At 60.9% G+C, this 20177-nt stretch carries 21 protein-coding genes; 7 read left to right on the top strand and 14 right to left on the bottom strand.

The window, feature by feature from the left end:
* The first annotated feature begins 4 nt into the window (after positions 1-4).
* Positions 5-1207: a pyridoxal phosphate-dependent aminotransferase gene (locus CYG48_RS09190; protein ID WP_118850109.1), complete on the top strand. Its 1203-nt coding sequence runs from the start codon at positions 5-7 to the stop codon at positions 1205-1207.
* A gap of 60 nt (positions 1208-1267) precedes the next feature.
* On the opposite strand, the gene CYG48_RS09185 is transcribed toward CYG48_RS09190, so the two are convergent.
* The 3 genes from CYG48_RS09185 to CYG48_RS09175 form a co-directional block, all read right to left on the bottom strand.
* Positions 1268-2536 (bottom strand): PQQ-dependent sugar dehydrogenase, encoded by a 1269-nt coding sequence (locus tag CYG48_RS09185; protein ID WP_118850108.1) that lies wholly within the window; start codon positions 2534-2536, stop codon positions 1268-1270.
* A gap of 168 nt (positions 2537-2704) precedes the next feature.
* Positions 2705-3823: a 5-methyltetrahydropteroyltriglutamate--homocysteine S-methyltransferase gene (locus CYG48_RS09180; RefSeq protein WP_445304300.1), complete on the bottom strand. Its 1119-nt coding sequence runs from the start codon at positions 3821-3823 to the stop codon at positions 2705-2707.
* A 162-nt stretch (positions 3824-3985) separates the two neighbouring features.
* The gene (locus tag CYG48_RS09175; protein ID WP_118850106.1) at positions 3986-5086 is read right to left on the bottom strand and encodes a calcium:proton antiporter; all 1101 of its coding nucleotides are present in this window, start codon (positions 5084-5086) and stop codon (positions 3986-3988) included.
* A 258-nt stretch (positions 5087-5344) separates the two neighbouring features.
* On the opposite strand from CYG48_RS09175, the gene CYG48_RS09170 reads away from it, so the two are divergent.
* The gene (locus CYG48_RS09170; protein ID WP_118850105.1) at positions 5345-5608 is read left to right on the top strand and encodes a DUF2188 domain-containing protein; all 264 of its coding nucleotides are present in this window, start codon (positions 5345-5347) and stop codon (positions 5606-5608) included.
* A 1-nt stretch (position 5609) separates the two neighbouring features.
* Here CYG48_RS09170 and CYG48_RS09165 read toward each other — a convergent pair whose 3' ends face one another.
* Positions 5610-6518 (bottom strand): LysR family transcriptional regulator, encoded by a 909-nt coding sequence (locus tag CYG48_RS09165; RefSeq protein ID WP_118850104.1) that lies wholly within the window; start codon positions 6516-6518, stop codon positions 5610-5612.
* Between the two features lie 93 nt (positions 6519-6611).
* On the opposite strand from CYG48_RS09165, the gene CYG48_RS09160 reads away from it, so the two are divergent.
* Entirely contained in the window at positions 6612-7637 is a 1026-nt protein-coding gene (locus tag CYG48_RS09160) for an NAD-dependent epimerase/dehydratase family protein (protein ID WP_245450320.1), read from the top strand.
* A 38-nt stretch (positions 7638-7675) separates the two neighbouring features.
* Here CYG48_RS09160 and CYG48_RS09155 read toward each other — a convergent pair whose 3' ends face one another.
* From CYG48_RS09155 to trxB, 4 genes are all read right to left on the bottom strand, one after another.
* The gene (locus tag CYG48_RS09155; RefSeq protein WP_118850102.1) at positions 7676-8797 is read right to left on the bottom strand and encodes an alkene reductase; all 1122 of its coding nucleotides are present in this window, start codon (positions 8795-8797) and stop codon (positions 7676-7678) included.
* A gap of 34 nt (positions 8798-8831) precedes the next feature.
* On the bottom strand, positions 8832-9128 hold the full coding sequence (locus tag CYG48_RS09150; RefSeq protein ID WP_118851570.1) for an ArsR/SmtB family transcription factor: 297 nt from the start codon (positions 9126-9128) through the stop codon (positions 8832-8834).
* Positions 9129-9640: 512 nt separating this feature from the next.
* The gene (locus CYG48_RS09145) at positions 9641-10543 is read right to left on the bottom strand and encodes a LysR family transcriptional regulator VtlR (protein WP_118850101.1); all 903 of its coding nucleotides are present in this window, start codon (positions 10541-10543) and stop codon (positions 9641-9643) included.
* A 13-nt stretch (positions 10544-10556) separates the two neighbouring features.
* Positions 10557-11567: a thioredoxin-disulfide reductase gene (trxB, locus tag CYG48_RS09140; protein ID WP_118850100.1), complete on the bottom strand. Its 1011-nt coding sequence runs from the start codon at positions 11565-11567 to the stop codon at positions 10557-10559.
* Positions 11568-11782: 215 nt separating this feature from the next.
* Here trxB and CYG48_RS09135 point away from each other — a divergent pair, with 215 nt between their 5' ends.
* Entirely contained in the window at positions 11783-12250 is a 468-nt protein-coding gene (locus CYG48_RS09135; protein WP_118850099.1) for an Lrp/AsnC family transcriptional regulator, read from the top strand.
* A 1-nt stretch (position 12251) separates the two neighbouring features.
* Here the strand turns inward: CYG48_RS09135 and CYG48_RS09130 are convergent, their stop codons facing one another.
* A complete protein-coding gene (locus CYG48_RS09130; RefSeq protein ID WP_118850098.1) occupies positions 12252-13040 on the bottom strand; it encodes a glycosyltransferase family 25 protein in 789 nt (262 codons plus the stop codon).
* Positions 13041-13265: 225 nt separating this feature from the next.
* Here CYG48_RS09130 and CYG48_RS09125 point away from each other — a divergent pair, with 225 nt between their 5' ends.
* Positions 13266-14303 (top strand): glycosyltransferase, encoded by a 1038-nt coding sequence (locus tag CYG48_RS09125; protein WP_118850097.1) that lies wholly within the window; start codon positions 13266-13268, stop codon positions 14301-14303.
* A 10-nt stretch (positions 14304-14313) separates the two neighbouring features.
* Here the strand turns inward: CYG48_RS09125 and CYG48_RS09120 are convergent, their stop codons facing one another.
* Together CYG48_RS09120 and greA are read right to left on the bottom strand one after the other, a co-directional pair.
* On the bottom strand, positions 14314-15366 hold the full coding sequence (locus CYG48_RS09120; protein WP_118851569.1) for a glycosyltransferase family 4 protein: 1053 nt from the start codon (positions 15364-15366) through the stop codon (positions 14314-14316).
* Positions 15367-15406: 40 nt separating this feature from the next.
* On the bottom strand, positions 15407-15883 hold the full coding sequence (greA, locus tag CYG48_RS09115) for a transcription elongation factor GreA (RefSeq protein ID WP_118850096.1): 477 nt from the start codon (positions 15881-15883) through the stop codon (positions 15407-15409).
* Positions 15884-16126: 243 nt separating this feature from the next.
* Between greA and CYG48_RS09110 the strand changes: the two genes are divergently transcribed.
* Positions 16127-17359: a putative DNA modification/repair radical SAM protein gene (locus tag CYG48_RS09110; RefSeq protein WP_118850095.1), complete on the top strand. Its 1233-nt coding sequence runs from the start codon at positions 16127-16129 to the stop codon at positions 17357-17359.
* On the top strand, positions 17356-18810 hold the full coding sequence (locus tag CYG48_RS09105) for a UdgX family uracil-DNA binding protein (RefSeq protein WP_445304299.1): 1455 nt from the start codon (positions 17356-17358) through the stop codon (positions 18808-18810). The genes CYG48_RS09110 and CYG48_RS09105 overlap by 4 nt, the downstream gene beginning before the upstream one ends.
* 20 nt (positions 18811-18830) lie before the next feature.
* Here CYG48_RS09105 and CYG48_RS09100 read toward each other — a convergent pair whose 3' ends face one another.
* From CYG48_RS09100 to CYG48_RS09090, 3 genes are read right to left on the bottom strand one after another with little or no spacing between them, the layout of a single operon-like run.
* Positions 18831-19298: an SRPBCC domain-containing protein gene (locus CYG48_RS09100; protein WP_118850094.1), complete on the bottom strand. Its 468-nt coding sequence runs from the start codon at positions 19296-19298 to the stop codon at positions 18831-18833.
* Between the two features lies 1 nt (position 19299).
* Complete coding sequence (locus CYG48_RS09095) at positions 19300-19746, bottom strand: SRPBCC domain-containing protein (protein ID WP_118850093.1); 447 nt, start codon at positions 19744-19746, stop codon at positions 19300-19302.
* Positions 19746-20093 (bottom strand): ArsR/SmtB family transcription factor, encoded by a 348-nt coding sequence (locus CYG48_RS09090; RefSeq protein WP_118850092.1) that lies wholly within the window; start codon positions 20091-20093, stop codon positions 19746-19748. Before CYG48_RS09090 ends, CYG48_RS09095 begins: the two co-directional genes overlap by 1 nt.
* Between the last annotated feature and the right edge of the window lie 84 nt (positions 20094-20177).

Genomic DNA, 20177 nt, shown 5'->3' with positions numbered 1-20177 from the left:
GATTATGGCCTTTCTTGCCGATGCTCTTTCCCGCGTAAAGCCATCCGCCACCATCGCAGTTTCTCAAAAAGCCCGTGAGCTTAAAGCAAAGGGACGCGATGTGATCGGTCTTGGCGCTGGCGAGCCGGATTTCGATACTCCCGAAAACATCAAGAAGGCTGCCATCGACGCCATCAATCGTGGTGAAACGAAATACACGCCGGTTGCCGGCATTCCTGAATTGCGCAAGGCGATCGCCGACAAGTTTAAGCGCGAGAACGGCCTGGACTACAAGCCGGAGCAGACGATCGTTGGCACCGGCGGCAAGCAGATCCTGTTCAACGCCTTCATGGCGACGCTGAACCCGGGCGATGAAGTCGTCATTCCAGCACCGTACTGGGTGTCCTACCCGGAGATGGTTTCGCTTTGCGGCGGTACCCCGGTTTTCGTGTCGGCAACGCAGGAAAACAACTTCAAGCTCCAGGCTGCCGATCTTGAAAAGGCGATCACGCCGAAGACCAAGTGGTTCATCTTCAACTCGCCGTCCAACCCCTCGGGTGCTGCCTACAGCCATGCCGAATTGAAGGCGCTGACCGACGTGCTCCTGAAGCACGAACATGTCTGGGTGCTGACCGACGACATGTACGAGCACCTGACCTATGGTGACTTCAAGTTCGTGACACCGGTCGAAGTCGAACCGAAGCTCTACGACCGCACGCTCACCATGAACGGCGTCTCCAAGGCTTACGCGATGACCGGCTGGCGTATCGGTTACGCGGCTGGCCCGCTGACGCTGATCAAGGCCATGGACATGATCCAGGGCCAGCAGACCTCTGGTGCGACCTCGATTGCCCAGTGGGCTGCCGTCGAGGCGCTGAACGGTCCGCAGGACTTCATTCCGGAAAACAAGAAGATCTTCGAAGGTCGCCGCGACCTTGTCGTGTCGATGCTGAACCAGGCAAAGGGCATTGTCTGCCCGTCGCCGGAAGGTGCCTTCTACGTCTACCCGTCCTGCGCAGGCCTGATCGGCAAGACCGCGCCGTCGGGCAAGGTGATCGAGACCGACGAGGACTTCGTATCCGAACTGCTCGAAACCGAAGGCGTCGCCGTGGTGCATGGATCGGCGTTCGGCCTTGGCCCGAACTTCCGCATCTCCTACGCCACCTCGGAGGATCTGCTTGAAGAGGCCTGCAAGCGCATCCAGCGCTTCTGCGCCAGCTGCAAGTAACCGACACACTTCATCAAGAAGACAAAAGCCCGCCGAGCGGCGGGCTTTTGCGTTTGAGGTCTACGACGCCTTCGTCAGGCGCAGGATGGTCGATTTGCCGCCGCCGCGCTGTTCGGTAACGGCATACACTGCACCATCCGGACCAACCTTCACGTCCCGTATGCGCGCCTCGAGCGGCACGCGCTCCTCGTATTTCACCTTCTCGCCATCCATGTGGATCACCACCACACCCTGGCTGACGAGGCCGCCAACAAGGAACGCGCCTTTCCATTCGGGAACGGCGTCGGCATCATAATAGGCCATGCCAGATGGTGCGATGACCGGATCCCAGTAATAGACCGGCTGCTCGGTATGCGCGTTCTGGGTGATGCCCTTTCCGACCGGCTTGCCGCTATACTCCAGACCGTAGGTGACTTCCGGCCAGCCATAATTCTTGCCCGGCTCGGGGCGGTTCAGTTCGTCACCGCCGCGAGGGCCGTGCTCCACCGTCCACAGCCGTCCCTGGCCATCAAGCGTTGCGGCCTGCATGTTGCGATGGCCGAGCGACCAGATCTCCGGCAGCGCGTCGTCCTGACCAACGAACGGATTGTCGGGCAATGCCTTGCCATCCATGTCGACGCGGAAGACCTTGCCAAGCCCGCTTGCCAGATCCTGCGCCTGGACACGCGGCTCAGGGTCCGACCGCTCGCCGACCGTCACGTAAAGCTCGTTCTGCGGGCCGAAGACGAGGCGAGAGCCAAAATGGTTGTTGCCGTCATAACTCGGCATCTGCCGGAAGATGACCTTCACGTCCTCCAATTTGCCGCCGCCAGCCTCGTCCGGCACGAGCTTGGCGGACGCCACCGAGGTGCCGTTACCGTCTTCCCGATCCTCCGAGAAGGAAAAGAAGATCATCCCGCTGGTTTCGAAATCTGGGGCAAGCGCGACGTCGAGAAGGCCAGCCTGGCCTCGTGCCAGAACCTTCGGTACGCCTTCGATGTCCGGACCGGCCTTGCCGTCCTTTCCGATGATATGCATGGCCCCCGCCTTGGCGGTCACCAGCATGCGCCCGTCAGGTAGGAATTCCATCGACCACAGATGCGGCAGGTTGTCAGCCACGACCTCGTGGCTGATCTTCACCATGTCCGGCGGCTGCGGCGCACGCGTCTGGCCGGCAAAGGCCGGTTTCTGGTTGCGCGCGTTCGGCTGTTTCGTTTCGGCGGGTTTGCCTGCCTGGGAGGTTTGCGCGCCCGCCGCGGGCGCAGTGCCCTGCGTTTGCGCGAAAACAGCTGTCACGAAGAGTACAGCGGCGATGGCAGAGCCGGTGAAAAGTCTGTTGAGGCGTTTCATCGTGATCCTCCCTTGGATGACCCGGTGCTCGCCCAAAGGGGAAGGGGAGCAGGCGATGATCGTCATCTAGGGCGATCCGTCCCGACTGCAGCACACGTGCCGATCAACAATAAGTCAGGATGGGAGAGGGAGACTGCCGCCGGTGCGAAACCGGCGGCAGGGAATGGATCAGACCGAACCCCAGATGGCTTCGGCGGTCTTCACGACGAGCTCCAGCTTGCGCTTCTGGTCGTCCTCGGTGATCGAGTTGCCTTCCTCGGTGGAGGCAAAACCGCACTGCGGCGCGATGCCGAGCTGGTCGAGATCGACATATTTCGATGCTTCATCAAAATGACGGCGCAGCGAATCCAGGCTTTCCAGTTCACCGGTCTTGGTGGTGATGAAGCCGGGGTAGACGCGCTGCTTGGAGCCCTTCTGGAGCAGGCTGAGCGGCTGCAGGCCACCGGCGCGTTCGGTGTCGTATTCCATGAAGAACATGTCGACGCCAGTGTGGTTGAAGATCGCGTCTGCAGCTGCATCGTAACCGCCTTCTGCCGCCCAGGTGGAGCGGAAGTTGCCGCGGCACATATGCATGCCGATCAGCATGTCCTTCGGGCGGTCCTTGATCGCTTCGTGCATCATCCAGGCATATTTCTGGATCAGCCAGTCCGGATCAAAACCTTCCTCACGCTTCATCGCGCGCTGCTTTTCGTCGCCGAGATAGGCGAAATAAATGTCGTCCATCTGCAGGTAGCGGCAGCCGGCTTCGTAGAACTTCTGGACAGCCTTGGCGTAGGTCTTGGCCAGATCGGCAAACAGCACCTCGACGTCCTGGTATTCCGGAACGTGGATGTCCTCCTTGGCGGTGCGGTAATGCGCAACGCTCGGGCCGGGGATCGAGATTTTCGGGGTGACGTTGGTGTTCGCTGCCAGGAACTTGAAGTGCTCCAGATGCGGATGGTTGTCCGGGAAGTCGAGCTTGCCGTTGATGGTCGGGAAGGTCGGCGGCAGCTTGACGCCATGGAAGGTAACGCCCTTGTGGGCTTCGCGGGTCACGAATTCCATGCCGTCCAGCAGGCCGAGGAAGTCGTAGTGCCAGAAGTGGCGGCGCGCTTCGCCGTCGGTGACGACCTTCAGGCCAACGCTTTCCTGCAGCTTCACGAGCTCGCGAATGCCTTCGTCTTCAACGGCCTTCAGTTCGTCCGCCGAGATGCTCTTTTCTTCGTAGAACTTCTTGCGTGCTTCCTTGACCGCAGCAGGGCGCAACAGCGATCCAACGTGATCGGCTCTGTAGGGGGGTGTGGACACTGGTTCCTCCATTCTTTCCATTCGGCGATTCGGGGGAGGTTGCAGTGTTCGCAAGGCAACCTCAAGCCTGGCGGTAACATGCACAGTTCAGGTGATGATTCAACGTCTTCTCTTTTTGATTCCGTTCCGCGCAGTAAGTGCTTGATCGTGAATCGCAAAGCGTCAGAGGCCAAGCATCGTCAACATCACGAAGGTGGCGAAGAGAACGAAGTGCGTCATGCCCTCGATCGCGTTCGTCTGGCCGTCATTGAGGTTGATCGCCGCCACGACCAGGGTGATCGCCACCATCACCGTCTGCACCGGGCTCATGGCCATGATGAAGGGCTGGCCGCTGTAGAGCGCGATCGCCTCCATGATCGGCACGGTCAGGATGACGGTGGAAAGGGACGCACCCAGCGCGATGTTGACGACCGACTGCATGCGGTTGCGAAGCGCAGCCCGTAGCGCGGTCATGATCTCGGGTGCGGCGGAAATTGCCGCCACCACGACGGCCATGAGTGCGGGCGGCGCGCCGGTGCCTTCGAGCCCCGTGTTGAGAAAGGCGGACATGAATTCGGCGAGGAAACCGATGATCAACACGCCGACGAGGATGACACCGATCGAGACCGCTGCCGGCTCCTGCTCGGCCTCCTTTTCAGGCGGAGGGCCACCGCCGACGGCTGGACGCGTCCGGGGATAGGTGTAGCTGAAGAAGTAGCTGTGCGGACCGACCTGCATCTTCAGGAAGACGGCGTAGAGCGCGATCATGGCGCAGATGGTGAAGGCGGAATAATAGTGCCACTTTGCCGCCGGGATGAATTCCGGCACGAGCATCGAGATGCCCATGGCGGTCAGGATCATCACGCTGTAGGTGCGGCTGGAATCATCGTTGTAATCCTGCTCGCCGTGCCGGAGACCGCCGAGGAGCGCGGCAAGGCCAAGGATCCCGTTGATGTCGAGCATCACGGCCGAGTAGATCGTGTCCCTCACAAGCGTCGGTGAAGACGTGCTGCTCATCATGATCGCCAGGATCAGCACTTCCACCGCGACGGCCGACAATGTCAGGATCATCGTGCCGTAAGGATCACCGACTTTGTGGGCGAGCACCTCCGCATGGTAGGCGACGCGCGTCGAGGCCAAGATGATGACAACCACCAGGGCCGCGGCTGCGATTGCAGAAACAAGCTGGCCACCTTCGAGCACCGCGTGTTCGGTCACGTAGGCGACAAGGCAGACGGCAAAGGCCAGGACCAGAAGTCGTTCCTGTTTCAGCAGACGCAGCATGTTCACGTGGCTTCCTTTCACCCTGGCGCCGACTGCGGATGCTGTCGCCGTTCCTGCGGCATCTATGGCAGGTGGCTCACGCATCAAGCCGGGCACGGCCACAGCGCCTGCATTTGCGGCGCATTGGCATTGATGGCATACTCAGGGGCGTTGAACTGGAAGCGGGCGGCGCCTGTTTTACGTTCTAGTCCTGACGCCGCTACGTGAACGGAGCTCCATGAAGAGCCTCGATGGCTTCCAGCGGCTTAGGAGGAAGCATTGACAAAGGTCGTCTATAAAGTTGTCCCGCATGACGGTGGCTGGGCCTATCGCCTTGGCGACGTCTATTCCGAAACCTTCCCGACCCGCGCCGACGCGCTTCAGGCGGCGCGCATCGTGGCTGCCGAACAGCAGGTGGGCGGCGAACCGGAAGAGATCAGCTGGCAGGATGACAAGGGCATCTGGCACACCGAGTACAGCGATGGCGGTGACCGGCCGGAAGCTGACGTGGAAGACGGAGAAGAAGGCGTCGCTGCCGAGTGAGCTAGGCCGAGCGGACGTATTCCGTCAGGCCTTCCACAAGCGCATCGAAGGTGACGCGCCAGCGCCGCGCGGTCTTCAGGTTCTCGTGCATCGCGACCCAGGTCGGCAGCGGCAGGTCGAATTCCTGGCGGAAAAGCTGGACGAGGTCCGGATCACGACGCGCGATCGCCACCTGACAGATGCCGATCCCCACGCCGGCGCGAATTGCCGCGAGTTGTGCCAAGTTGCTGTCGGCGCGATGCTTCCAGCGGATGCCTTCGATCGGGAAGGTTGGTGCGCTTTTCCGGATTTCTTCCAGTGCCTGCCGGACAAAGGCAGTGCGCCTGTCATAACCGATGAACCGGTGGTCGGTCAGGTCCTGTGGTTTTGCCGGCGTGCCGTGCCGCTCGAGGTAACGCCGGTGGGCGAACAGACCGAGCGGGATGTTGCCAATCCGTCGGACCAGCAGGGCATCCTGTGATGGTGTCGTCATCCGCACCGCGATATCGGCCTCCCGCTTCAGGAGATCTTCAAGCGAGTCGGAGAGCGAAACCTCGACCTCAAGATCCGGATAAGCATCCTGCAATCTTCCGAGGATGACCGGAAGCACTTCAACCCCGATCACCTCACTGGCGCTGATCCGCACCGTGCCATGGACGGCGTCCGTTTCACCGGATGCGACGCGCTGCATGGCCGCCGCCGTTGCGGCCATCGTCTCGGCGTAGGGTTTCATTGCCAGCGCCGGCTCGGTCGGCAGCAGCCCCTGTTGCGATCGTGTGAACAACTGGTAGCCGACCGCCTTTTCCAGGGCGTCGACATGCCGGCCGACCGTTGGCTGCGTTAGGCCCAGTTCGCGCGCGGCAGCAGACAGCGAACCGAGGTTCAGCACGGCCAGGAATGAGCGGTAGATGTCCCAGTCGATGTTGTTCATTTTCGTATGGAGGCTAAACGAGTTTCGGCAATTTTGTATAGCGCGGCGTCACCCCATTATCCATCCATCCAATCAAGATGGAAGGATATCAAAGTGGCTTATCAAGCGGGAAGACAGGTCGCCCTGGTGTTGGGCGCCACAGGCGGCATCGGCGGACATGTGGCGGCGGGACTGATCTCCCGTGGGTGGAAGGTTCGCGCCCTCAACCGGAGGGCCGGGGATGCGGCGAGGCGGGAGCCGCGTTTTGAGTGGATACAGGGCGACGCAATGTCTGCCGCGGACGTGGCGCGCGGCGCGGAAGGCGTTTCGCTCATTGTTCATGCGGTAAACCCGCCAGGTTACAAGGACTGGGAAAAGCTGGTTCTGCCGATGCTGGACAACACCATTGCAGCGGCCCGCGCGACCGGCGCGCGCATTCTTCTGCCGGGTACGGTCTACAACTTCGGCCCGGATGCATTCCCGGAACTGGATGAAAACAGTCCGCAAAACCCGGTGACCCGCAAGGGCAAAATCAGGGTGGAACTGGAGCGGAAACTGGAGCTCGCTGCAGGTGAGGGCGTGCCGGTGCTGATCGTGCGGGCTGGGGACTTTTTTGGTCCGCGCGCCGCCAACAGCTGGTTCAGCCAGGGGCTCGTGAAGCCGGGCAAGCCGGTGAGGTCGGTCACCATCCCGAACCGCCGGGGCGTCGGGCACCAATGGGCGTATCTGCCGGACGTGGCCGAAACCATGCTCAGGCTCATTGATCGGCAGGACGAACTGCCAACCTTTGCCCGCTTCCACATGAATGGCTTCTGGGATTCCGACGGAAGCCAGATGGCGGATGCTATCGAGCGGGTGGTTGGACAGAAGGTAAAGAGAAAAGCCTTCCCATGGTGGCTGCTGCGGCTTGCGTCACCGTTCGTCCCGTTGTTCCGGGAATTGATGGAGATGCGATATCTCTGGAAGCAGCCGGTGCGGATGCGCAACCATCGGCTCGTGACATTCCTCGGCGAGGAGCCGTCCACCTCCATCGACGAGGCGGTGCGGGCGACCCTCTTGGATCTCGGATCGCTGGAAAGCGGCGGTCGCAAGCTCGCGCCTGTTCCAGTTCTCATGCCGAGGCGAAATCCGATGCCGTGAAAAACGAAGGGGCCGCCACGGCAGCCCCTTCTGTATCCTCAGGCAACAGCCTCAAGCACCGGATAGTCGGTGTAGCCTTTGGCGCCGCCACCGTAGAAGGTGTTCTTGTCCGGCTGGTTCAGCGGCGCATTGTCCTTGAACCGCTCCACGAGGTCCGGGTTGGCGATAAAGAGACGGCCGAATGCGACAGCATCGGCATAACCGCTTCCGACTGCTTCCGACGCGCTCTCACGATCGTAGCCGTTGTTGACCAGCCAGCCGCCGGTGCCGCCGGCCTTGCGGTAGATGTTCTTCAGTTCGTGGTAGTCGAACGGCTTTTCGCCCTGCTTGAAGTTGCGATCGCCGCCTGTTGCGCCTTCGATGACATGGATGAAGGAAAGGCCCCGCGAGCCAAGCTGCTCGACGACATAGTTGAAGAGCGGCTGCGGGTCTTCTTCGTTGATGCCGTTTGCCGGCGTGACGGGGGAAAGGCGGATGCCGACCTTGCCGGCGCCGATCTCGGCGGCGACCGCATCAACGACTTCCAGCAGGAAACGCGCGCGGTTTTCGATCGAGCCGCCGTATGCGTCGGTGCGGTTGTTGGCGCCGCTTTTCAGGAACTGGTCGATGAGGTAGCCGTTGGCGCCGTGGATTTCCACACCGTCGAAGCCTGCGTCGATCGCGGCGCGTGCACCCTTGGCAAAATCTGCAACAACGCCCGGAATTTCGGAAAGCTCAAGCGCACGCGGCGCGGAGGTATCGGCAAAGGCGCCGCTTCCGTCATCGTTGATGATGTAGGTCTTGCTGTTGGCAGGAAGATCCGAAGGGCCAACCGGTGCCGCGCCATTTGGCTGCAGGGAGGTGTGCGATACCCGGCCCACGTGCCAGATCTGCGTGACGATCTTGCCGCCCTTGCTGTGGACGGCGTCGGTGACCTTCTTCCAGCCTTCAACCGCCTGCGGCAGGTAAAGGCCCGGTACATCAGCGTAACCCTGGCCCTGCTGGGTGACCGGCGTGCCTTCGGTGATGAGGAGGCCGGCGCTGGCGCGCTGCTCGTAATAAGTTACATTGAGATCGTTCGGAATTGCCTTCGGCGAGCGGTTGCGCGTCAGCGGCGCCATCACGACACGGTTGGCAAGTTCGATATCTCCAAATTTGGTGGGCTCAAAAAGATTGGGCATCAAATATCATCCTTCGGTTGGGGAGGGGATTTCGTCAAAGGGTTGACCGGAGTTCTTCGAGGAAGGCGGTGATCTTGTCTTCATCGCGGTGGTAGAACGCCCATTGGCCGACGCGGTTGATCCTGACCAGGCCTGCCTTTTCGAGCGTTGCAAGATGGGCCGAGACCGTGGACTGCGAGAGACCGCAGCGCTTCTCGAACTGGTTGGCGCAGACGCCCATCGAGAGCGGATGCGCCTGGTCTGCGAAGTGGCGCTCAGGCTCCTTCATCCACTCCAGGAATTCCACCCGGACTGGATGCGCGAGCGCCTTCAGTACTTCCATTCTGTCCATGACGTCAGCCAAATCGTTTCTGACCGATATGTAGATCGTCCAAACTCGATTTAAAGGTGTGAAGCAAAAAAATGGGCCGCCGGATCGCTCCGCGGCCCTTACAGTTGGAAGGTCAATGAACCTCCAGAGGGGAACAGCTGGCGCGACGACAGGAGGTCGTCCGGTGCGTCAGCTAACCTGCATATGGGGCGTTCCTTTGGTGCAGACAAGGGTTCAAAAGCCGTGAATGCACACCTGAAGCCGCTAAAGCGCACCCACAAAATCCCGGGCAAAAAAAGAGGGCCGCCGGATCGCTCCAGGGCCCTTTATAGGTATGAAGGTCGAATTTAACCTCCAGAGGGGAACAGCTGCTGCGGCGGAACTGGGAGGAAAGCCGCCATGTGCATCAGCTGCGTGCGATATGGTGACTTTATGCGCAGTCGACAACCTCTTTTTGTGCAGGACTGCCATGCATCGCCTGCATTGCTTATCGCTAATGCGTCATATGCGGCAGGTGGCCGCTCAACTGGCGACTAGAAATTCCAGTTGCGTGCCTTGCCGACGATGAAATCGCGGAAGACCTTCAACTTGGCCGCATTCTTCATCTCGTCCGGATAGCAGAAATAAGTGTCGAAGGAGGGGATATCGGCATTGATGGCGAGCTGGATGAGGCCCGGGTCGCGGCCGACGATGTAGTCGGGCAGGCAGGCGATGCCGATGCCGAGGAGGCAGGCGCGCTTGATCGACGTCTGGCTGTTGATCTGCAGATGCGGGACGCGGATGTTGTCCGAGGAACGGCCGGCATATTCCAGCCAGTTGACGTCGAGCAGGTAGTTGGGTGCCGGCTCGCCGAAAGTGATGATCCGATGGTTGTCGAGATCCTCGATCGACTGCGGCTCACCATAACGGTTGATGTAGGATGGCGCGGCATAGACGTGCATGTGCACCGTAAACAGCTTGCGCTGGATGAGGTCCGACTGCTGGGGCTGGCGAAGCCGGATCGCGCAGTCGGCGTGACGCATGTTGACGTCCAGTTCCTCGTTGTCGAGGATGAGCTGGATCGACATTTCCGGATAAAGCTGCAGGAACTCCTGCACCTTGTCCGTCAGCCAGCCCTGGCCAAGTCCGACGGTGGTGGTGACGCGCAGCTTTCCGGACGGCTTTTCCGTCGTCTCCGTCAGCTGGACCTTGACGGTTTCAAGCTTCAGCAGCACGTCATGTGCCGTGCGGTACAGAAGCTCGCCCTGTTCGGTGAGGATCAGGCCACGCGCATGCCGGTGGAAAAGCTTGACCCCGACATCCTGCTCGAGAGCGCTGACCTGGCGGCTGATCGCCGACTGGGAAAGGTGCAGCTTATCCGCAGCGTGGGTAAAGGAGCCCGCCTCCGCAGCTGCATGAAAAATGCGCAGTTTATCCCAGTCGAGCGGAACACCCATCCCCCAAAGATCCTTATTCTGCGGCTTGAACGGCGTCAGCCATCGTGTCGGCGAGCTGGCTCGCGACCGTCGGCTGGATGCCTGCAAGATAACGTTCGGCTTCGAGTGCTGCCATGCAGCCCATGCCTGCGGCCGTAATCGCCTGCCGGAAGGTATCGTCGGTGACGTCACCGGCGGCAAAGACGCCAGGAACGTCCGTCGCGGTGGAATCGGGCGCCGTCCAGAGGTAGCCGTTCGGCTTCATCTTCAGCTTGCCCATGAAGAGCTCGGTCGCCGGAGCATGGCCGATCGCCACGAACACGCCGTGGATGGGGAAGTCGGTGATCTCGCCGGTCTGCGTGTTGCGCAGCTTGACGCCTTCCACCGACGGCGGCAGCGGCGCCTTGGCCGGTTTGCCTGTGATTTCGGCAATCTCCGTGTTCCAGAGCACGTTCACGTTCGGGCGCTGGAAAAGACGTTCGGCGAGGATCTTCTCCGAGCGGAAGCTGTCGCGCCGATGCACGACCGTAACCGATTTGGCAATGTTCGACAGATAAAGCGCTTCCTCGACGGCGGAGTTGCCGCCGCCAACCACGATGACGTCCTTGTTGCGGTAGAAGAAACCGTCGCAGGTGGCGCATGCGGAGACGCCGAAGCCCTGGAACTGCGCTTCGCTTTCCAGCCCAAGCCACTTGGCCTTGGCGCCGGTGGCAATGATCAGCGTATCAGCCGTCCAGACCTGTCCCGAGTCGGTCGAGACGGTGAACGGGCGTCGGCTCATGTCGACGTCGGTCACGAGGTCGTTGACGATTTCCGCACCGACATGGGTCGCCTGCTTCAGCATCTGCTCCATCAGCCATGGGCCCTGGATCGGGTCGCCGAAGCCGGGATAGTTCTCCACGTCGGTGGTGATCATCAGCTGGCCGCCCTGTTCCATGCCGGCAATCAGCACAGGCTTCAGCATTGCGCGAGCAGCATAAATGGCAGCGGTATAACCGGCAGGGCCAGAACCGATGATCAGGACCTCGGTATGACGGGCGGACATGTTGTGATTCCTTTCAAAAACCGATCGCAGCTTTTTCCACCTCCCATATAGGAAGCCGCCATTCGGTCTGCCGCTTTAAAGCGTCATCTAAGGGTGATCCATGCAGCTTTGCAAGGGCAGCCTTGCGTTAACAACAGGACAGTTGGCATGAAAAAGCATCTTCTTGCGTTAGTTGCTGTTTCGTCTAAAAGCTCCTGCGAGCCAAGGGGAAAGATGTGTTTCGCGCTGATCTGGATGCCATCGACATCAAAATCTTGAGGGAGTTGCAGCGCGATGGTCGCATGACCAATGTGGACCTCGCCGAGCGAGTCGGTATTTCCGCGCCGCCATGCCTGCGCCGGGTGCGCAAACTTGAGGAAGCCGGCATCATCGAAGGCTACCACGCGCTCCTCAACGGGCCGAAGCTGGGGTTCGATCTTGTTGCCTTCTGCATGGTCGGCCTCAAGCGTCAGTCGGACGCGGATCTCAAGAGCTTTGCCTCCAAGGTGCAGCAATGGCCGCTGGTGCGGGAGGCTTGGATGGTGAATGGCGACAGCGACTTCCTGCTTCGCTGCGCGGCCCAGAACCTCACCGTCTTCCAGGACTTCGTGATCGAGGTCTTGACCGCCGACGAGCACGTCGACACCGTCCGCACCATGTTGACCATTCGCCAGGTCAAGCAACTGGGGCTGGTGGAGATTTGATTCAGCCGCCCAAGGCATCGAGCTTTAACTTGAACACCCGCTTCTTCCGGGCGGCAATCCACTTATCCTGAAACAGCCGGAACTGTTTCGCCGCGCCGTAGTACCATTTCCGCTTGTTCGTCTTGCGGGCGGTGCCGGCGCCGGACAGAATCTGGCTTGCGGCTTCGGTCGTCGTCACGGGGGCCGGCCAGAAGGAATAACCGTGGCCCGTGCGGGTCAGCCAGTAGCGGAAGTAGTTGTCGACCGGTGCGAAGATCTTCGCATGTTCGTCAACAAAGCGACGTGCACCTTCGCGTGACCAGACGATCGCGCTCGTCGTCATCGGGAAATAGTGGGCCGCGACCAGCTCGCATTGGTGGCTGCCGATCGTGTAGCGCTTCAGCGGCGTGGCGATCTTCAGCTTGTTGTTGCCGGTATTGATGAGCAGCCAATCGGGGTCGACGCTGTTCAGATCCGCCAGTGCCTGCATGAGCAGCTCGACCGGATTGCAGAGCGGCAACGCATCATCTTCGAGAACCAGCGCATAAGGCGCATCTGACTGGAGGAACGCCTCGGCAACTTTGAGATGGCTCAGGTAGCAGCCAATTTCGCCGCCAACGAGGCTGCGGCCCATGTACCGTTCGGCACGCTCAGCATCGTATTCGGGCAGCGTCGAGAGGTCCATCTTCCGTCCATCGACGGCCGCCACGCGCTCGAAGTCGATGCCGAAGCCGGCAAGCCGCTCGGTGATCGCGGCAAGGCGGTCGGTGCTTCCGTCCAGGTTGATCACATAGGTTTTGAGCAAGGACATGAAATCTTCCGGCAGGACGATGTTTGTCTGCGCATCTAGTGCGCGGCTGATGTCATTGCGATAGTTTCTTTGGCTCGCCGATGGAAGAGCCCTGCCGCGTTCTGTGCCTGATCTTTTGGCGCTTCAGAGCTTTGCTCTTGCAGAGCTTGGCCAACCATAAGATATAGGCGGCGCTGCCCGGATGGCCGCTGATGGTCAAGCAGCATGGCAGAGACGAGGGCAGACATGACGTTTCGGGTTCACCAGTACATTTTCGGCAAGGACGGCGGTGCGGAAAAATTCTTCGTGCACCTGGTCGGCGCGCTTCACCGCAGGGGCGTGGAGCAGACGACGGTGATGCGCTGGAACCGTCGCTGGAAGCCCGATGTCGAGAAACATTCGCGCGTCATCGAAAGCAACTTCCGCAATCTGTCCATCGACCGCATCCTGCTGCCGATCAAGGTGCTGCAGCTTGCCAAGAAGGACAAGGCCGACGCCATCATCTCGTGGTCGACCCGCGGCGCGCGGCTGATGCCGGACTACAAGGGTGGCATCAAGCTTTCGCGTCTTGGTGATTACCCCACGCATCTCGGCTACTTCAAGAACTCCGACATCCTCGTCTGCAATACCCCTGGTATTGCTGATCACGTGCGCAACAACCTCGGCTGGAATCGCGGCGTCGAGGTGATCTCGAACTTCACCGACACCAGCATCGTTGCGCCGATTTCGCGCTCTGTCGCCAATACACCCGATGGCGTGCCGCTGGTGATGACGATGGCCCGTTTCGTCAAGCGCAAGCGCATCCACCTGCTGATCGAGGCGATGGCTGCGGTGCCGGGCGCCTATCTCTGGATCGCCGGCGAGGGGGAGGAGAACGAGGCGCTGCATGCCGTGGTGAAGGAACACAAGCTCGAGGAGCGCGTGCGCTTCCTCGGCTGGCAGAAGGATGCGCGGCCCTATGTTGCCGCGGCCGACATGTTCATCATGCCGTCCAGCCACGAGCCGCTGGGCAATGTGATTTTCGAGGCCTGGGCGCAAGGCAAGCCAGTTGTTTCTTCCCGGTCCGAAGGTCCGTCCTGGTTCATGCGCGACGGCGAGAACGGCCTGCTGGTCGATATTGATGATGTCGCCGGCTTCAGCCGCGCCATCAACCAGTTGATTGCCGACAAGGCGCTGGCAAAGAGCCTGGGCGAGGGCGGTCGGGCGACGCTCGTGGGGCAGTTCTCGGAAGACGCCGTCTGCGACGCCTATATCGACCTCTTCAAGCGCAAGCCGCAGCGGTAGGTTTCGAGCGCTAGCGGATGCCGGCGTAGAAGTTGCCAATCCGCTTCGCTTCACCTTCGATCGCAAAGTTTTCCGTGGCGTGGACGTGGGCGCGTTTTGCGGCGACAGCGCGGCGTGTCGCGTCGTCCATCCAGGTGGCTGCGGCAATGACCATGGCGTCCAGGTCGTCACGCGCAATGATGACGCCGGTTTCTTCGACGCCGGTTGCGATGAGTTCCGGGAAGGCGCCGACATTGGTCGCGACAACCGGCACGCCGGTCGCCATGGCCTCAAGCGGCGTCAGGCCAAACCCTTCCCAGCGCTGCGGGGCGATGAAGAGGTCGAGCGCGCGATACCAATCGTTGATGTTGGTGTGCTCACCGACAAAGCGGATGCGGTCTGCAAGGCCGGCAGCATTCACCCGTGCCTTCAGTTCATCCTCAAACCTGACATGCTTGCTTGTCGCGCGCCCGGCAACCACCGCAGTCCAGTTTGGCCGCGACGGCAGGAGGCGGATCATCGCGTCCACGAAAAGGTCGGTGCCCTTCTGGTGGCGCACGCGGCCAAAGCAGCCGATGATGTTGGCCTTCGGATCAAGTCCGCACTGGTGCTTGGCTTCAGCCTTGTCCGCCGGTGGCGAAAAGCGCTCGGTGTCGATGCCGTGCAATATGACCGTGTTTGGCACCTCCAGATAGGCGGAAGTCTTGCCGCAGACGGCTATCACGCCATCCATGCGCGAGATCAGCCACTTGGTCCAGCCGGTATGCTTGCGTTGCGAGGCCGAGGTGAAGACGACCTTCAACGGCATGCGCAGGACATCGCGCATGAGGATTGCCGGCAACATCTCGATGTTGCGGCGGGCATGCCAGATCCGGAAGCGCTTGCCACGCGGCGCCTTCCACAGCGCTGGCAGATCGCGAAAACGGACATGGGGCAGGGTATCCGGCAAGCCGGGACCAAGCGCCGCGACCTTCTGGCCGAGTGCGCGCTGGATCGGTATCAGTTGGATGATCGTCGAGGTGACGCCGGAAAGCCGCTTCTTGAAGTTCGGCGCGATGATTTCGGCGTCACGGATATCGACAATGGCGGGATTGTCGTTTCTTGCCCCGCTGGAAGGCACGGAATCAGCCCCAGGATACGGAGAGGATCTCGTAGGCCTTGGAGCCGCCCGGTGCGACGACTTCGATGGAATCCCCCTTCTCCTTGCCGATCATCGCACGGGCGATGGGCGAGGAGATGGAAATGCGGCCAGCCTTCACGTCAGCTTCCTGATCGCCGACAATCTGGTAGACCTTTTCTTCTTCGGTATCTTCGTCGACGAGCTTCACCGTCGCACCGAACTTGATCTTCGAACCCGACATCTTGGACAGATCGATCACCTCGGCACGGGCGGTCAGATCTTCCAGTTCGGTGATGCGGCCTTCGTTGTGGCTCTGGGCTTCCTTGGCGGCATGATATTCAGCATTTTCCGAAAGGTCGCCATGGGCGCGCGCTTCCGCAATAGCCTCAATGATACGGGGACGCTCTTCCTGCTGGCGCCAGCGCAACTCCTCCTGAAGCTGTGCAAAGCCATTCTGCGTCATCGGTACCTTATCAACCATTTCCTTGTCCTTCAGGCGGTGCCCGCGGATGCGGCGGACACAAAAAGAAACAGGTTCCGGAGTAAAACTTCGGAACCATTCGCAAACCCAGAATTTAGGGCACTATAACAGAAATTCGACAATCATCGCCAGAATTTTTGCGTGACTGCCGAGCCCAATCCCTAACCTTCTCAATCAGAATCCATGCCGCTGCATTTGTCAATGTCTTGACGTCCGCGAGGAGAACATTTAGAGAACGAGCTAATGAAGAAGTCGCTGAAAGAACGTCTGGCTATCCTCTCCGATGCCGCCAAATATGATGCTTCCTGCGCATCGAGCGGGACGTCGAAACGCGATTCCCTCGGCTCCGGCGGTCTTGGCTCGACGGAAGGTTCGGGCATCTGCCATGCCTATGCGCCGGATGGGCGGTGCATCTCGCTGCTGAAGATCCTGCTCACCAACTTCTGCATCTATGACTGCGCCTATTGCATCAACCGCTCGTCCAGCAACGTGGAGCGCGCCCGGTTTACGCCGGAAGAGGTGATTTGGCTGACGCTCGAATTCTATCGGCGCAACTATATCGAAGGTCTTTTCCTTTCCTCCGGCATCATTCGTTCCTCCGACCACACCATGGAGGAGATGGTGAGAATCGCGCGCGAACTGCGTACGGTCCATAACTTCCGCGGCTATATCCACCTGAAAACGATTCCCGAAGCCTCCGCGCACCTGATCGAGGAGGCGGGGCTTTATGCCGACCGCCTGTCGATCAACATCGAGCTGCCAACGGACGCGGGCATCGGCAAGTTCGCACCGGAAAAGCGGCCGGACAACATCCGTCAGTCGATGGGCAACCTGCGGCTCAAGATGGAGGAAATGGCCGAGCCGACGCTACAGACGAAGCGGCGCAAGAAGTTTGCGCCGGCGGGCCAGAGCACGCAGATGATCGTGGGGGCGGATGGCGCCAATGACGCCACCATCCTCGGCACCAGCGCGCGGCTCTACGGCAGCTATGGCCTGAAACGCGTTTATTATTCGGCCTTCAGCCCCATTCCTGATTCATCGAAGAACCTGCCGCTGATCAAGCCGCCTTTGATGCGCGAGCACCGACTTTACCAGGCGGATTGGCTGTACCGCTTCTACGGCTTCGACATCGGCGAGATCACCTCGACGCGGGCGGACGGCATGCTGGATCTCGATCTCGACCCGAAGCTCGCCTGGGCACTCGCGCATCGCGAACAGTTTCCGGTGGACGTCAACCGCGCCGACAAGGAGAAGCTGCTGCGCGTGCCGGGGCTTGGCACGAAGACCGTGAAGAGCATCCTGTCCGCGCGCCGCTTCCGGCGTCTGCGGCTCGATGACCTGAAGCGGCTTGGGGTATCTCTGCGCAAGATACAGCCCTTCGTCACGGCCGAAGGCTGGATGCCACACCGGCTCGTCGACCGGCCGGACCTTCGCGCCATGTTCGAGCCGAAGCCGGAGCAGCTTTCACTGTTATGATCTATCGCTATGCGCTGAGGGGCAGGGGGGACCTGACGGAGTGGCGTGACGCCGCCCGCGCTTACCTGAGTGCCGGCATCCCGCCGGAGATGATCGACTGGCGTAGCATGGATGATGCCGACGGCCTGTTCGGCTTTGACGACAATCGATTGCCGGACCCATTGCCCAACCAGCCGCCGCTCCATGTGCCGCCGGCCTTCATCAAGCTCGCGGGTGCCGTGATCTGCCATTCCGACCCCAGCCGGTTCGCGCTGCTGTATCGCATGCTGTTTCGGCTGGCGCATGACCGGCGGCTTTTGCAGATGTCGTCTGATGCTGATGTGGTGATGGCGCAGCGGATGGCGAAATACGTCGGGCGCGACTACCACAAGATGACAGCCTTCGTTCGCTTCAAGGAGATGCCGCTGCCGGAGGGCGTCGCGGGGCGTCGGCGCTTCATTTCCTGGTTCGAACCGGACCACTTCATTGTCGATCGGGTGGCGCCTTTCTTTCAGCACCGCTTCACCGACATGGACTGGCTGATCATGACGCCGAAGGGATCCGCGTCGTGGGATGGCGAGAGGCTGCGCACCAGCGACGATCCGGCGGAGAAGCCGGACCTGCGCGACGAGACTGACGAGCTTTGGCGCACCTACTACGCCTCCATCTTCAATCCGGCGCGGCTGAAGGTGAAGATGATGACGAAGGAGATGCCCAAGAGATATTGGAAGAACCTGCCCGAGGCGGAGCTGATCCCGAGCCTGATCGCCAATGCCGAGGCGAGCGTGATGGAGATGGCGCGCAAGGCGGCCAGCGAACCGCTTCCCTTCCATCACCGGCTGCAGGAGGCGGCGGCGAATGCGCCGGTGCCGTCAAAGCCTCCCGCGGGAACACTGCCGGCCCTGAAGGAAGAGGCGCGCAGTTGCACGCGCTGCGACATCTATTGCCGCGCGACGCAAACCGTCTTCGGGGAAGGGCCGCCGGATGCCAAGGTGATGTTCGTGGGCGAGCAGCCGGGCGACCAGGAGGATCTGGCCGGCAAGCCCTTCGTCGGTCCAGCGGGCAAGCTCTTCAACGACACCCTCGCTCTGGTCGGCATCGATCGGCAGTCGCTTTATATCACCAACGCCGTCAAGCACTTCAAATACGAGCCGCGCGGCAAGCGGCGCATCCATCAGAAGCCGAACTTGGGCGAGGTGCGCCAGTGTCGCTGGTGGCTAACGCAGGAACTGGAACTTGTGAAGCCGAAGCTCGTCGTCGCCATGGGCGCCACGGCGCTGTTTGCGCTCACCGACATGCGGCAGCGGCTGGAGGATGTGCGCGGGGAACCAATCGCCATGGAGGATGGACGGGTGCTGTTTGTTACCGTGCACCCGTCATATCTGCTGCGCATCCCGGATGAGGGGCGAAAGGCGGAGGAACTGATCCGCTTCAGGGAAGACATGAGCAAGATCAGCCGCCTGGCAGCATGATCCTGCTCGGGGAGGCCGGTTCAGCGCTCTGCAACCGATGACGTGACATAGGCGTCGAGGCGCGCCAGCGTCTGTTTGCCGCCATCGACCGCGCCGTACTTCAGCGATCCTTCCTTGGCTTCCGGTGTGGGGAAAACAAGCGTGATGGTGATCCGGGTGCCCGTGCCTTCGGTCTTTAGCGTGATCGAGCCTTCAAACCAGGCGGGTTCGCCGATCTCGGCGCCGTGGTCGTAAGTGATCCGCTCGGGCGGCGAGATTTCCGTGTAGCGGATCCAGTTCGGCCAGTCCTTGTCCGGCCCGTGCATCGTGTAGAGCCAGAGGCCGCCGACAGAGAAGTCCATCTCGTGCGTTTCGGTGATGAAGCCATCCGGGCCCCACCATTGGTCAAGGTGCCTCGCCTCTGTCAGCATCTGGAAGACAAGATCGCGCGGGGCGGCAATCAGGCGGTCGACTTGGATCATCCTGTCGCTGTGGTCTACTGTCGTCATGTCAGCTTCCTTTGTTCAGCTGTTGGAGGAGGTCCTCGAGGCGGTCGAAATTCTGTTCATTGGCGGCGGCAATGAATTTCTTGAGCTGCAGGTTCTCTTCCGTCGCGTCGAACAGCATCCGCCAGTGCATCCGGGTGCCGTCCGTCTCAGGCTCGAAGCGGATTTCCATCGTGTAGACATGCATCGGCTCATGATGGAGGAAGGCGAGGCGTTCACCGGGGATGATCTCCCCGAAGGTCAGCCGGTTGTCGAAGTCGGTGCCGTTCGAGGCGGTCATGGTGATGCGCCAGGTGCCGCCGGGGCGGAAATCGAACTCATGGATCCTGTTGGTAAAGCCATGCGGTCCCCACCATTGCTCCAGATGATCCGGATTGGAGAAGGCGCCGAAAAGTGTGTGCGCGTCGATGGCGAAGAGCCGTTCGTTGAGGATCTCCATCTTGTCGGTCATCACTCGTCCTCCTTGGTTTCGTCCTTTGCCTGCAGGGTCGCCAGGTAATCTTCGAGCCGATCAAGGCGCCGGTCCCAAAGCTGCCGGTATTCCTCCAGCCAGTTGTCGAGCGCCTTCAGCGGCTCGGGCTCCAGGCGGCAAGGGCGCCATTGGGCGTTGCGTCCGCGCGAGATGAGCTTGGCCCTCTCGAGAACCTTCAGATGCTTGGAGATCGCCGGCAGGCTCATGTCGAACGGCTCGGCAAGCTCGTTCACGGTCGCTTCCCCGGTTGCAAGCCGCGCGATGATGGCCCGCCGTGTGGGATCGGCAAGGGCAGAGAGCGTGCTGGAGAGCGGATCAACCTGCATAAGTTAGCCATCTGGTTAATTAACTTAAAGGCTAAATAACATCGACGGAAAAGCCGGTCAAGTCTCCCTGACCGGCTGAAGGTT

It is taken from the genome of Neorhizobium sp. SOG26 (assembly GCF_003491345.1).
Lineage (GTDB): Bacteria > Pseudomonadota > Alphaproteobacteria > Rhizobiales > Rhizobiaceae > Neorhizobium > Neorhizobium turbinariae.
Note: the sequence above shows the minus strand (reverse complement) of the source record. Positions and strands in the feature narration are given on the sequence as shown.

Bases quoted from the DNA above. Each gene is read 5' to 3' on its own strand.
- CYG48_RS09190 (WP_118850109.1), top strand. From the start codon at position 5: ATGGCCTTTCTTGCCGATGCTCTTTCCCGCGTAAAGCCATCCGCCACC.
- CYG48_RS09155 (WP_118850102.1), bottom strand. From the start codon at position 8,797: ATGCCCAATCTTTTTGAGCCCACCAAATTTGGAGATATCGAACTTGCC.
- CYG48_RS09110 (WP_118850095.1), top strand. From the start codon at position 16,127: ATGAAGAAGTCGCTGAAAGAACGTCTGGCTATCCTCTCCGATGCCGCC.
- CYG48_RS09145 (WP_118850101.1), bottom strand. From the start codon at position 10,543: ATGGGTGTTCCGCTCGACTGGGATAAACTGCGCATTTTTCATGCAGCT.
- greA (WP_118850096.1), bottom strand. From the start codon at position 15,883: ATGGTTGATAAGGTACCGATGACGCAGAATGGCTTTGCACAGCTTCAG.
- CYG48_RS09095 (WP_118850093.1), bottom strand. From the start codon at position 19,746: ATGACCGACAAGATGGAGATCCTCAACGAACGGCTCTTCGCCATCGAC.
- CYG48_RS09125 (WP_118850097.1), top strand. From the start codon at position 13,266: ATGACGTTTCGGGTTCACCAGTACATTTTCGGCAAGGACGGCGGTGCG.
- CYG48_RS09105 (WP_445304299.1), top strand. From the start codon at position 17,356: ATGATCTATCGCTATGCGCTGAGGGGCAGGGGGGACCTGACGGAGTGG.
- CYG48_RS09090 (WP_118850092.1), bottom strand. From the start codon at position 20,093: ATGCAGGTTGATCCGCTCTCCAGCACGCTCTCTGCCCTTGCCGATCCC.
- CYG48_RS09175 (WP_118850106.1), bottom strand. From the start codon at position 5,086: ATGCTGCGTCTGCTGAAACAGGAACGACTTCTGGTCCTGGCCTTTGCC.
- CYG48_RS09165 (WP_118850104.1), bottom strand. From the start codon at position 6,518: ATGAACAACATCGACTGGGACATCTACCGCTCATTCCTGGCCGTGCTG.
- CYG48_RS09150 (WP_118851570.1), bottom strand. From the start codon at position 9,128: ATGGACAGAATGGAAGTACTGAAGGCGCTCGCGCATCCAGTCCGGGTG.
- CYG48_RS09185 (WP_118850108.1), bottom strand. From the start codon at position 2,536: ATGAAACGCCTCAACAGACTTTTCACCGGCTCTGCCATCGCCGCTGTA.
- CYG48_RS09100 (WP_118850094.1), bottom strand. From the start codon at position 19,298: ATGACGACAGTAGACCACAGCGACAGGATGATCCAAGTCGACCGCCTG.
- trxB (WP_118850100.1), bottom strand. From the start codon at position 11,567: ATGTCCGCCCGTCATACCGAGGTCCTGATCATCGGTTCTGGCCCTGCC.
- CYG48_RS09130 (WP_118850098.1), bottom strand. From the start codon at position 13,040: ATGTCCTTGCTCAAAACCTATGTGATCAACCTGGACGGAAGCACCGAC.